The sequence below is a fragment of the Hoeflea ulvae genome (assembly GCF_026619435.1).
GTDB lineage: Bacteria > Pseudomonadota > Alphaproteobacteria > Rhizobiales > Rhizobiaceae > Hoeflea > Hoeflea ulvae.
Map to the genome: position 1 here is coordinate 3564187 of NZ_JAOVZQ010000001.1, position 12085 is coordinate 3576271.

A 12085-nucleotide genomic window follows, 5' to 3' on the forward strand; every position below is an offset into this window, starting at 1 on the left:
CTTCGTTGCTTGCTGGCTCTTACAAGCCCACCCCTTCGACCCCCGTCACCGCAATTTCGAACGGCTCGAAATGTTTTACATTCCGTGTCACCAGCATAAGTCCGTGATGGTGCGCCGTGCCGGCGATCATGGCGTCCGAAGCGCCGGAATTGAAGCCGCCGGCTATCGCCCTTGCCTCCAGTTCGCCAGAAACCTGCGCCACCTCTGCATCCACGGCCAAAATGACATCGGCATAGTGCAGGACCAGCGACCGTAACCAGCCTTCGAGCGATCGCGCCTTGCGGGAGGCGCCCTTGGCTTCGAGAAGTCGCACGCCCTTTTCAAGTTCATGGACCGACACTGCGGACAGATACAGCTGTCCCAACCGGTCCTGGTTTTCGGCCCAGGGTACAAAACTCTCCGGCACGCCGGAGCGCCCCGGCGCCAGCAACGAGATCACGTCGGTGTCGAACAGATAGCCATTCACAAGTCGATCTCGCGCGAGGGCGCCCGGTTGCGCGCAAACACCGCGTCATCGGAATCAAGATCAGCCGGAAACCGCATGAGATGCGCAACAAGGCTCGGCCTGCCCTTGCCCAATTCGCGTTTCGCCGCCTCCGCCGCCTCGACGCTGACCAGCACCGCCGCCGGTTTGCCGTGGCGAGTGATGGTCACAAATTCACCCGACGCGGCGTCATCAACAAGCGCTGACAGCCCGGCCTTGGCATCCTTCACCCCGACACTCGACATCGAGACGCCTCCAGTTGTAACCACATAGGACCACAATATAAGACAATTCGGCACTTTCGGCAATCATCCCGGCCGTCCACCCGAACTTGTGTCACCCATACCGCTCCGCCGTCAGCCCGTCGAAATCGATCTCCGGCTTGTTGCCCAGAACCACATCCGCCACCGCCCGCCCCGAGCCGCAGGCCATGGTCCAGCCCAGTGTGCCGTGGCCGGTGTTGAGAAACAGATTGTCATAGCGCGAGGGGCCGAGCACCGGCGTGCCGTCCGGTGTCATCGGCCGCAACCCGGTCCAGCCTTCGGCCCCGGAGATGTCGCCGCCCTTGGGGAACAGGTCGCTGATCACGTGTTTGACAGTATCGGTGGCATGCGGGCCGAGGCGGTTGGAATAGCCGGCAATCTCGGCGGTGCCGGCCACGCGGATGCGGTCGCCCAGCCTTGTGATCGCCACCTTGTGGGTCTCGTCCATGATGGTCGATTGCGGCGCGAAGGCATCGTCGGTCACCGGCAGCGTCACCGAATAGCCTTTGACCGGATAGACCGGCAGATTGACGCCGATGGGCTTGAGCAGCCGCGGGCCAAAACTGCCGAGCGCACAGACATAGGCGTCGCCTTCAATCCGCCCGGCGATCTCGGTGTCGACCCCGGCGATCCTGCCGTTCTCCACCGCAATCGCCCGGATCGACTGGCCATACTGGAATTCGACGCCCATCTCGGCACATTTCTCCGCCAGCGCCATTGTAAACATGCGGCAATCGCCGGTGCGGTCGGCCGTCAGCCGCAAGCCGCCGACAAACTTGTTGCGGACTTCGGCCAGCGCCGGTTCAACCGCAATGCAGGCGTCGCGGCCCAGCACCTCATAGGGAGAATCATATTCCGCCAGGATCTCCTGGTCGGCGCGCGAATCCTTCATCTGCTTGGCGTTGCGGAACAGCTGCAGCGTGCCCTGTTCGCGCCCGTCATAGTCGATGCCGGTTTCCGCGATCAGCTCGGGCATCACGTCGCGCGAATAATTCGAGATCCGCACCATCCGGCTTTTGTTGACCCGGTAGCTCTCGTCGTTGCAGTTAGCGAGCATCTGCAGCCCCCACTTCCACATCGTGGGGCTGATCAGCGGCCAGATGAACAACGGCCGGCGCTTCATGAACAGCCATTTCAGCGCCTTCACCGGCACGCCGGGGGCGGCCCAGGGCGAGGTCATGCCGTAGCTCAGCTCTCCCGCATTGGCATAGCTGGTTTCCAGCCCCGGCCCGGATTGCCGGTCAAGCACCACGACGTCGGCGCCGCCCTTGGCCAGATAATAGGCGGTGGTGACGCCGATCACGCCGGCCCCCATGACGACAACTCTCATGACTAACAATCCTTCCGGGTTTCGCACGCGCCTGTTGGCGTGAAGCCTAGCTGATGGCGGAGCAAACCGCCACCAGCGCAAGCGTCAATAACGTCGCCTGAAGCGCCCTCAACCCCTGTTCGCAACAGACGAAAAATGGCAGCGTCAACGCCACCGGCGCATAGCCGCAAGGCGATGTCGCTCATGAGAGCCTGCAAGCCGGATTTTTCTTTCCCAGAATAATAATAATACGGTTCTTCCATTTCCTGCGAGCCGTATAATGCGGCTCGGACGATCACTGGAACCCGTGGATGAGGACAGATTATAGACCTGAATCAGATTGTTGACTTCACCACCTACCCCATTGAAAGTCCTGTCTTTCGTGCCAACTGCCGCAAAGCATACGAAGACCACGGCATTCTGGTGATGCCGCAATTCGTCACCCAGCCAGCGATCGAGGCAATTCAGGCCGAGGGGCGCGAGAACGAGACCAAGGTTTTCGCCAGCACCTCCAAACACACGGTCTATCTCAGCCCGCAGGACCCGGACTTTGCCCCCGATCACCCGCGCAACCGGCTTGTCGTATCGTCAAAAGGCTGCATCACCGATGATCTGATGCCGCAGGAGTCTGCGCTCAGAATGCTCTACAACGCGCCGGAATTCCGCGATTTCCTGTGCGAAGTCCTCGGCGAGAAAGCGCTTTTTGAGTACGCCGATCCGCTGTCGTCGATCAATCTCCACTTCGCCAAGACCGGCCAGGAACTCGGCTGGCATTTCGACAATTCGTCCTTCGCCATCACCCTGATGGTGCAGCCACCTGAAAGCGGCGGCCAGTTCGAATATGTCAACGCCGTGCGCGATGCCGATGCCGGTGAAATGAACTTTGACGCGGTTGCCGATATTCTCGATGGCCGGACCGAAGTCGAGCAATTGAATGCGGAAGCCGGCACGCTGGTGTTTTTCCGCGGTCGCAATTCGATGCACCGCGTCGCGCCAAACGAAGGCGATCGAACCCGCATGCTCGCCGTGCTCGCCTACAACACCGAGCCGGACGTCTCCCTGTCCGAGGCTGCGCGCATGACCTTTTACGGCCGAACCGGCTGACCCCGGTCCGCCGGGCGCAAAAATGACATCGCAAGGCCAAGCCTGTGAAAGCGGCGCATCTCGGGCTGGCTGGAACCTTGACGCACTCGGATGGCTGGTATTTGTCATGCAGGGTCAGCGCCTCCGGTCCGGACTGGTTGCTGACAGCCGCGCCGCCTCCGCCAACACGCTCTGCACACAAGCCAAGGACCCGACATGACAGACCAGGACCCGAGACTTTCCAGCCCGGCCGCTTTGCGCAACCGCGATCCCATCGCTGGCCTGCTGCGTGATGTCCTTCCAGACAGCGGAACCGTGCTGGAACTTGCCAGCGGCTCGGGCGAACATGTCATCCATTTCGCCAGGCTGTTCCCGGATCTCGTCTGGCAGCCCTCCGATCCCTCGCCGGACGCCCGCGCCTCGATCGCGCACTGGATCACGACCGAGCCCATTTCCAATGTGCTGCCGCCGCTCGACATCGATGCCTCAAGCGAAAGCTGGCCGGTCGCGCGCGCCGATGCGTTGATTGCCATCAACATGATCCACATCAGCCCCTGGACGGCGACACAGGGCCTGCTCAAATCCGCAGGCCGGTTGCTCCCCGCCGGAGCCCCGCTCATTCTCTACGGCCCCTACCGGCGCCGGGGCCTGCCGCTCGTTCCCAGCAATGTCGAATTCGACGCCAGCCTGCGCGCCCGCAACCCCGAATGGGGCATCCGCCTGCTCGAGGATGTGCAAGACCTTGCCGGGCAGTCCGGACTGACCCTGACCTTGACCACCGAACTCCCGGCCAACAATCTCGGCGTGGTGTTTACGCGGCAGTGAGGCTGGAGAACCTGTCTGGCGCTGCCGCCGCCGGCGGCAGCTCAACCCGGCTTCACATCCGCGCCGCTCTCGACACCAGAATCCGCAAGTCACCCACGGTCTCGAATCCGGCCCGGCGCGCCTGCTGCAGGTCTTCGCCGGACTCATAGCCCGTGATCGGAAGATGCGGCGCCAGCGACGCCACCGCTGCGGCAGCTTGCACAAACAGCCCGTCCGGCGGCGTTTTCGAAAACACGTTGGAGATGCCGACACAGTCCCCGGACAGATTGGCGATGCATCCCGAGACAATTTCGCCACCTTCCCGCCGCCCCAGAAAGGCAATGTCCGGGCGCTCCAGCAGTGAAGGCCTGAACATGCGCTGGCGCGTCGGTGAGCCTGTGTTTTTCCAGGTCTCTTCCCAAAGCTCCAGACCGGCCTGATCCGCGATCCGCTCCCAGCCATCAAGGCTTGCCGGCACGCCCGCCGCGCGCCAGATCCATGATGCGCCAAACAGGATTTCGAAACCGAGGGGCGCGGGATCCAGTTCGCAAAAACTGTCCTTGACCCCGAGTGCGCCGGCAAATTTCTTGCCCAGCACACGAAGCTCGGCGGCGATCTCGTCACCATGGCCCGGCGCCAGCACGGTGAGATTGGAGTAATAGGGCGGTGGTCGGTCGATGCCGACAAAGACATGGGGCAGCCGCTTTGAGGCCAGGCCGTGGGAGGCAAACATTGCGGCGTAGAGATCGGCATTGTTGCCGGCTGCTGACAAGGCGCGCGGATCGACGGTCATCCCCTATCCTCTCGGCTCATCGGGCCAAGCCAGAACTACCGGCGATCCGCCCGAGCGTCAATTTCCGGTTCGCGCGGCAGCGCCACCGCCCGTGCCGCTGGCTCAGTGTCGGCGCAGAAGGGCTTCCCGACCCGCGCAAATCCGGCTATTGCCACTGCCCATGCGCACGCCCGATCCGATTGCCAGAACCATCACCGCCCGCCTCGTCGCCCTTCAGGCCGCGCAGCGGCTGTCGGCCTGGTCGCTGATCATCACCTTTCTCGGCGATGCCATCGGTCCGCGCGGCGGCGAGGTGTCGGCGGGCAGCCTGCAGAGCCTGATGCAGCGGCTCGGCATCGGCCATGGCGCGGTCCGCACGGCGATATCGCGGCTGTCCGCCGATGGCTGGATCGAGCGCTCGCGCGAGGGTCGCAACAGTTTCTACCGCCTGTCCCCCGGCGTGGCCGAGACGGTGCTGTCGGCCGAACGGCGGATCTATGCCGCCTCGTCACTGTTGCCGGCGGAGACGCCGCGCTGTCTGGTCATCGCCGCTGCCCCCTTGTCCGACGACACCCGGCAGGCGGTTGAGGCTGCCGGCGCACTGCAGCTCACCCCGCAGCTGCTGCTGGCATTCGCGCCCGCAACCGGCCTGCCCTCTGCGCTGCGCCTGCCCGGCGCAACACTTGCCGACGCGCCGCTGCTGACGCCTGGCGCAGCATTGCGCAGCCAGTTGTCCGAGGCGCGGCAGGCCACGGAGATAAATGTCCTGCGCAAAGCCTATCTGCCGGTTCGCGCTGCCCTTGACCGTGGTTCGCCCGCTGCGACCGGGGATGCCATGGCGCTCAGATGCCTGATGATCCATGAATGGCGGCGCATTGCGCTGCGGGTGCTGGCCGTGCCGGCCGATCTGGTGCCGGCGGACGACCCCGAACCTGAAACCCGTGCGCTGATTGCCGCAATCTATGCGCTTCTCCTGCCTGCCTCCGAAGCCTGGCTCGACGCCAATGCCACCACCCCGTCGGGTCCGCTGCCGGCCGCGGATCAGCGGCTGGCCCGGCGCTTCGGCGCCCCGTGACGCAAAATCATCAAACCCGGCAACATGTTACGGACTGCGATTGACTTCATTCAAGCCCGTAACATATATTGATCCTCACAGCGGAGGATCTCGACATGTACAGCCAGGGCCTGATCGGCGCGGACTCAAGCACCACGGAATCGGAAGAGTTTCTCAAAACCTTCCAGGCGCGGGTTGACCGCGAGGAAAAGATCGAACCCAACGACCCGATGCCCGAAGGCTACCGCCGCACACTGGTGCGCCAGATTGGCCAGCACGCACATTCCGAAATCGTCGGCATGCTGCCCGAGGGCAACTGGATCACCCGCGCCCCGTCGCTCCGCCGCAAGATCGCGCTGCTGGCCAAGGTGCAGGACGAAGGCGGCCACGGCCTCTATCTCTATTCGGCGGCTGAAACGCTGGGCGTTTCCCGCGAGCAGATGACCGAGGAGCTGCTCTCGGGCAAGGCCAAGTATTCCTCGATCTTCAACTACCCGACGCCCACCTGGGCCGATATCGGCGCCATTGGCTGGCTCGTCGATGGCGCTGCGATCATGAACCAGATCCCTCTCTGCCGCTGCTCCTACGGGCCTTATGCCCGTGCCATGATCCGCGTCTGCAAGGAAGAAAGCTTCCACCAGCGCCAGGGCTACGAGATCATGATGACGCTGGCCAAGGGTTCCGACGAGCAGAAGGAGATGGCGCAGGATGCGCTCAATCGCTGGTGGTGGCCATCGCTGATGATGTTCGGCCCGTCGGACACCGAAAGCACCAATTCCGACCAGTCGATGATGTGGAAGATCAAGCGCTTCTCCAATGACGAGCTCAGACAGAAATTCATCACCGCCACCGTGCCGCAGGCGGAATATCTCGGCCTCAGTGTACCCGATCCCGATCTCGAGTGGAACGAAGAGACCAAACTATACGACCACGGCGAGATCGACTGGGCCGAGTTCAAGGCCGTGGTCAAGGGCGACGGCCAGATGAACCGCGACCGGCTGCGCGCCCGCAACAAGGCCTGGGACGATGGCGCCTGGGTGCGAGAGGCAGCGCTTGCCCATGCGGAAAAACGCGCCAACCGCCAACCGCTCGCGCAGGAGGCCGCCGAATGACCGCCAAGATGCACGTGGCTGAACTCAATATCGCCCGCCCACGCTACCCGCTTGAAGACGAACGGATGGCGGGTTTCACCAACAATCTCGACCGCATCAACGCCCTTGCCGAACGCAGCCCCGGATTTGTCTGGCGTTTGACCGGCGACGGCAATGATGCAACCGATCTGGTCTTTCCCGGCGAACCGGATGCCATTGTCAATATCTCCGTCTGGGAGAGTGCGGAAGCCCTGGAACACTTTGTCTGGAACACGGTTCACGCCAAGATCTACAATCAGAAAGACCGGTGGTTTCCCGCATTCGGCAAACCCTATTTCGTCATGTGGCCGGTTCCCGTCGGGCACGAGCCGGGACTGGACGAAGCCTTTGCAAGACTGACCCGGCTGACGGTCAGTGGAAACACTGACGTAGCCTTCGGCTGGGATGGCCTGCCGCAACTCAAGAGCTGGATGGAGAAACGTTGTGCCTGACGCCCCGATGAGCAATTCGAAAACACCGCACCTCACGCCGCTTTGGGAAGTCTTCATCCGCCCGCGCAACGGCCTGCACCATCGCCATGTCGGCTCGCTGCATGCGGCTGATTCCGCGCTGGCGCTGCAGTCGGCCCGCGATGTCTACACCCGCCGCGGTGAAGGCAATTCGATCTGGGTGGTCCGCTCGTCCGATATCGCGGCTTCCGATCCGTCCTTTGCAGAGCCCAATTTCGAGCCCGCCGACGACAAGATCTACCGCCACCCCTCCTTCTACGACATCCCCGATGAAGTGGGGCACATGTGATGAGCGCGCCCGTTGCAAGCGCTGAGGAAACCGCCGTCCGCGCCATCATCGAAATCGCCGATGATGGATTGATCCTCGGCCATCGCCTGTCGGAATGGTGCGGCCATGCGCCGATCCTCGAGGAAGAACTGGCGCTGGCCAATATGGGGCTCGATCTGCTCGGCCAGGCCCGCGCGCTCTATGCCTGTGCCGGTGAGCTCGAAGGCAAGGGCCGCAGCGAGGATGATTTCGCCTTCCTGCGCCGCGAGCGCGACTATCGCAACTGCCTGCTGGTCGAACGCGAAAACCGCGATTTCGCCCATACCATGTTGCGCCAGCTCTATTTTGCAGCCTTCATGCAGCCCATGTGGCAGGCCATCGCCGAGAGCTCCAGCGACGAGAACCTGCGCGGCATCGCCGCCAAGGCCGACAAGGAAATGACCTATCACCTGCGCCATGCCGGCGAATGGGTGATCCGCCTGGGCGACGGCACTGAAGAAAGTGCCGCCCGCATGGCTGACGCCGTGACTGAGCTGCACCGCTACACCGGCGAGCTGTTCATGGCCTCGCCTGCCCGTGCCCAGGCGATCACGAACGGCCTGCTGCCTGATCCGGAAACCATCCGCGCCACATGGGATGACACCATCGCCACTGTCTTCGCTGCCGCCAAGCTTGAGCTGCCGGAAGTCCGTGTCCCGCAAAAGGGCGGTCGCGACGGCATTCATGGCGAGGACATGGGCCATCTGCTGGCCGAGCTGCAGTTCATGCAGCGCGCCTATCCCGGCCAGACCTGGTAAGCGCTGTGAGCCAGACTCCGACCATCACCAAGGATCACGCCACGCCTTTTGCAGACTTCGAGCTCGTCCGCGCGCTCGAGGTGGCAAGCGCCGTGCCCGATCCGGAAGTGCCCTGCGTTACGGTCGCCGATCTCGGCATCCTGCGCTCGGTCAGCCGTGACGAGACCGGCGCCATCGTGGTCCGATTGACGCCGACCTATTCCGGGTGCCCGGCAGTGATCGCCATTGAGATGGCGGTTGAGACAGCGCTGCTAAGCGCCGGAATCGACTCCACAATCGAGCGCGTCATGTCGCCGGCCTGGACCACCGACTGGATATCCAATGAAGGCCGCGAGAAACTGCGCGCCTATGGCATCGCCCCGCCGGTGGGCTCGTCGGGTGGCCGTCGCGCCTTCTTCGCAGAAGACGTGATCGCCTGCCCGCGCTGCGGCTCGACCCACACCACGAAGATCTCCGAATTCGGCTCCACCGCCTGCAAGGCGCATTACCGTTGCGATGATTGCGCCGAACCGTTCGATTATTTCAAGTGCATCTGAGGAACTGACAATGGCCGCTCCGCGCTTTCATGAACTCGAAATTGCCGCTGTCCGCAACGAGACCCCGGATGCCGTGGCCATCACCTTTGCGATCCCTCAAGACAGCCGCGACGCCTTCGCCTTCCTGCCCGGCCAGTATCTGACGCTGCGCGCCGAGATTGATGGCGAGGACATGCGCCGCTCCTATTCGATCTGCTCACAGCTTAGCGAAACCGGCCACCGCACCGTCGGCGTCAAGCGCATCGAGAATGGCCGCTTTTCCGGCTTCGCCCAGACGCTGAGGAAAGGCGACCGCATAAGGGTGATGCCGCCGCAGGGCCGGTTTACCGCTCAGATCGGCGGCCGCCATGACTACCTGCTGCTCGCCGCAGGCTCCGGCATCACGCCCTGCCTGTCGATCGCCAAATCGGTACTGGCCGGCGAGCCCGAGTCCAGCGTCACCCTGCTTTATGCCAACCGCAATTCGTCCAGCGTCATGTTCCGCGATGATCTCAATGATCTCAAAGACCGCTACACCACCCGCTTCACCCTACTGCACGTGATGGACGAGGAAGTCCAGGACGTCGAGATCATGAATGGCAGGCTGGATGCCGAAAAGCTCGAGACGCTCCGCCGCCACGGCTTGATCGATCCGGCATCCGCCGACGCCATCTATATCTGCGGCCCCGAGCCGATGATCCGCGCCGCATCAAGCGCGTTTGCCGCGATGGGTGTCGACGACGACCGGATCAGGTTCGAGCTGTTCACCCCTGCCCCGGGCTCGGCGCCCGCCCATGCGCCGAAACCGAAAGCTGCGAATGGCGCCAAACATGGCGCCTCGGTCGACATCATCCTCGACGGCGCGCGGCGCACCATCGAGGTCGACGCGGCCACCGACACGGTGCTCACCGCCGCACAGAAGGCCGGCATGGACCTGCCTTTTTCCTGCGCCGGCGGCATGTGCTGCACCTGCCGCTGCAGGATCATCGAGGGTGCTGCCAGCATGGACGAAAACTTCTCGCTCGAACCCTGGGAAATCGACGCCGGCTTTACGCTGAGCTGCCAGGCGCGGCCCGATACGGACCGACTGGTGCTGGATTTTGATGCGCAGTAGGTCGGGAACAGCGACTGTCTTGGTTCAGGTTACGACATTTGTGTGTTTGTATCCCTCCATGGCTGGCCTGACTTGCACATCTGATTGAGGATGATGAGCATTTTCCGGATGACGGCGATGAGGACGACCTTGCCCGGTTTTCCCTTCTTCTTGAGCTTGTCGTGATATGCCTTCATGGCGGGATTGAACCGGATGGCGACAATGGCAGCCATGTAGAGCTGGCTTCTGAGCCATGACCTGCCACCCTTGATCCTTCGAACGCCGCGCAGGGCGCCGCTGTCATGCGCCATTGGGGCCACCCCGACCAGAGCGGCAATCTGTCCGCGGTTGAGCTCGCCCAGTTCAGGCAGTTCGCCAACGAGGCTTGCGGCGACCTTCGGACCGATGCCCTTCATCGACTGCAGCAGGGTAAAGCGCTGCTTGAGTGTGTCATCCCGTGCGATTTCGGTTTGAATGTCTGTCATGACATCGTTCTGTTCGCGCCTGAGCCAGTTGATGTGCACCTGACAGCGTCGCTTGAGCCTTGCGTCGCTCATCGCCTGCATCCGGTTGGTCTCCATGACGATCATCTTGGCAAGCTGGCGGCGGCGGTCATTGAGCCCGGCAAGTGCGGAGTTCTTTTGCTGTGCCAACGACTTGACGCGCGGGTTGGCCTTCTGGCCGTGGAGTGCCAGCATGAAGGCGTCGATCTTGTCAGTCTTGGCGAGTAGCCCCAGACCCTGGGCGAAGCGGCGCGCCACCAGCGGATTGACGACGGCCACCGGCAGGCCGTTCTCGGCAAGCGCGATTGCCAAAGCCTGTTCGTATCCCCCGGTTGCCTCCAAAACGATGGCCCTGACCGGATACTTGCTGCTCAGCCTGACGATCTGCTCAAGCCCCTTGGGCGTGTTGGCGAAGCGGTCACGCAGGGGCGTCTGGTCGGTACCGTCACCGATGAGGCACAGGTCCAGCCAGGCTTTGGAGACGTCGATGCCGATCCATGCGGATGGCGTTTGAAATGAAGCAGTGTTTGGGTGTAACATTGAAGCGGCCCTTACTCATGGTTCGAGCTCGGGATGTCGGTCAAAACATGGCCCGGCTCATGCGACTGTTCGGGTTCAAAAGAGCAAGGCGGTGCGGCCTCGCTGTCCCCCGATCTGTCGGCAAAACCGCCGCCGATCCGTTTACATAGGGTCTGCACCGCCTCATTGCTCTGCGGCCATGCTACACCAAGGCCAGCAAACACAGAATGTCAGTCAGAAATCCCAATTGCTGCGACATGAGTTTACTTTCGGGCTGACGCCCGTGGGTGGCTCGCCGGTTGATCGCCCGAAAGTAAACTGTCCCCGAACTGCAGCCGCAATTGCTCCCGCGCGAACCGTGCCGCCGGGGTGTGAGCAAACAGGATCCGGAGGGCCGCGCGCGGGCAGTGCCTCTGAATGAATGCAATAATGGGTGGCGCTGACAGCGCGCGGCCCGAAACTCGCCGGATGGCGTCCCCATCCGACAGGCGGCGGCCTCGCAGAAACACGCGGAGGTTGGCTTCTTCACCTGCCCCTCTTCAGGGCCCTGCCGCCCGGGTTGCCCCGGCCGCGGCCTGGACGGGCCGCGGGAGCTGCTTTGGGCGCGGTTCCGGCACGGACCCTGACGCGAAAGACGCGCCATGTCCGCCACAGGCCCGCGCCGGTGTTCCGCGCGCCCCGCCCGCGTGGTGCAGGCAGGAACGCAGAACCCGGCCCGGTGGCTGGCTTGCGTCCCGATCCCGAAGGACAGACGCCGCCAGCGGAACCGCACTGGCCATCGCCTCCTTCCGCCCGCCGCACTGACGTTTGCGTGGCCTTCGGAAGGCATTCCCTCCCCCTGCATCGAAACGTTCGCGATCCATCCGGCAGCGGGAGTGGCTCAAGCATGGCACGGTGATGAAAGGTGGGGATGAAATGGGGCGGATTTTGCGGAGCAGGCTCGGATTTGCTAGGGTCTGGGTGCGGGATTTTCCCCGTTTTGGGAGGAATTCCGCAGGTCGTCAACTTATCGACGCAATAT

Annotated in this window: 14 protein-coding genes; 9 read left to right on the top strand and 5 right to left on the bottom strand. The window is 63.1% G+C overall.

The annotated features are described in order from the left end of the window. Positions 1-19 precede the first annotated feature (19 nt). The 3 genes from OEG82_RS16950 to OEG82_RS16960 all read right to left on the bottom strand — a co-directional run bounded on the left by OEG82_RS16950 (position 20) and on the right by OEG82_RS16960 (position 2077). Entirely contained in the window at positions 20-466 is a 447-nt protein-coding gene (locus tag OEG82_RS16950) for a type II toxin-antitoxin system VapC family toxin (RefSeq protein ID WP_267613571.1), read from the bottom strand. After that, complete coding sequence (locus tag OEG82_RS16955; protein WP_267613572.1) at positions 463-729, bottom strand: type II toxin-antitoxin system Phd/YefM family antitoxin; 267 nt, start codon at positions 727-729, stop codon at positions 463-465. The genes OEG82_RS16950 and OEG82_RS16955 overlap by 4 nt, the downstream gene beginning before the upstream one ends. Before the next feature lie 91 nt (positions 730-820). After that, the gene (locus tag OEG82_RS16960; protein WP_267613573.1) at positions 821-2077 is read right to left on the bottom strand and encodes a D-amino acid dehydrogenase; all 1257 of its coding nucleotides are present in this window, start codon (positions 2075-2077) and stop codon (positions 821-823) included. Positions 2078-2419: 342 nt separating this feature from the next. On the opposite strand from OEG82_RS16960, the gene OEG82_RS16965 reads away from it, so the two are divergent. Further along, positions 2420-3160, top strand: a complete 741-nt coding sequence (locus tag OEG82_RS16965; protein ID WP_425497655.1) for a HalD/BesD family halogenase — start codon at positions 2420-2422, stop codon at positions 3158-3160. A 195-nt stretch (positions 3161-3355) separates the two neighbouring features. Then, on the top strand, positions 3356-3964 hold the full coding sequence (locus OEG82_RS16970) for a DUF938 domain-containing protein (RefSeq protein ID WP_267613575.1): 609 nt from the start codon (positions 3356-3358) through the stop codon (positions 3962-3964). Between the two features lie 52 nt (positions 3965-4016). On the opposite strand, the gene OEG82_RS16975 is transcribed toward OEG82_RS16970, so the two are convergent. Then, entirely contained in the window at positions 4017-4736 is a 720-nt protein-coding gene (locus tag OEG82_RS16975) for a hypothetical protein (protein WP_267613576.1), read from the bottom strand. Between the two features lie 160 nt (positions 4737-4896). On the opposite strand from OEG82_RS16975, the gene OEG82_RS16980 reads away from it, so the two are divergent. The 7 genes from OEG82_RS16980 (at position 4897) to paaE (ending at position 10063) form a co-directional block, all read left to right on the top strand. Next, the gene (locus OEG82_RS16980) at positions 4897-5790 is read left to right on the top strand and encodes a PaaX family transcriptional regulator C-terminal domain-containing protein (protein ID WP_267613577.1); all 894 of its coding nucleotides are present in this window, start codon (positions 4897-4899) and stop codon (positions 5788-5790) included. Positions 5791-5885: 95 nt separating this feature from the next. Beyond that, entirely contained in the window at positions 5886-6881 is a 996-nt protein-coding gene (gene paaA / locus OEG82_RS16985) for a 1,2-phenylacetyl-CoA epoxidase subunit PaaA (RefSeq protein ID WP_267613578.1), read from the top strand. Continuing rightward, positions 6878-7351, top strand: coding sequence for a DUF3291 domain-containing protein (locus OEG82_RS16990; protein ID WP_267613579.1), 474 nt, complete (start codon positions 6878-6880; stop codon positions 7349-7351). Before paaA ends, OEG82_RS16990 begins: the two co-directional genes overlap by 4 nt. Before the next feature lie 7 nt (positions 7352-7358). Next, positions 7359-7658: a 1,2-phenylacetyl-CoA epoxidase subunit PaaB gene (gene paaB, locus OEG82_RS16995; protein ID WP_267614983.1), complete on the top strand. Its 300-nt coding sequence runs from the start codon at positions 7359-7361 to the stop codon at positions 7656-7658. Beyond that, positions 7658-8434 (top strand): 1,2-phenylacetyl-CoA epoxidase subunit PaaC, encoded by a 777-nt coding sequence (gene paaC, locus OEG82_RS17000; protein ID WP_267613580.1) that lies wholly within the window; start codon positions 7658-7660, stop codon positions 8432-8434. Before paaB ends, paaC begins: the two co-directional genes overlap by 1 nt. Before the next feature lie 23 nt (positions 8435-8457). After that, entirely contained in the window at positions 8458-8970 is a 513-nt protein-coding gene (gene paaD, locus OEG82_RS17005) for a 1,2-phenylacetyl-CoA epoxidase subunit PaaD (RefSeq protein ID WP_425497656.1), read from the top strand. Positions 8971-8980: 10 nt separating this feature from the next. Beyond that, positions 8981-10063, top strand: a complete 1083-nt coding sequence (paaE, locus tag OEG82_RS17010; RefSeq protein WP_267613581.1) for a 1,2-phenylacetyl-CoA epoxidase subunit PaaE — start codon at positions 8981-8983, stop codon at positions 10061-10063. Between the two features lie 29 nt (positions 10064-10092). Here the strand turns inward: paaE and OEG82_RS17015 are convergent, their stop codons facing one another. Then, positions 10093-11085: an IS110 family RNA-guided transposase gene (locus OEG82_RS17015; protein ID WP_267613582.1), complete on the bottom strand. Its 993-nt coding sequence runs from the start codon at positions 11083-11085 to the stop codon at positions 10093-10095. Between the last annotated feature and the right edge of the window lie 1000 nt (positions 11086-12085).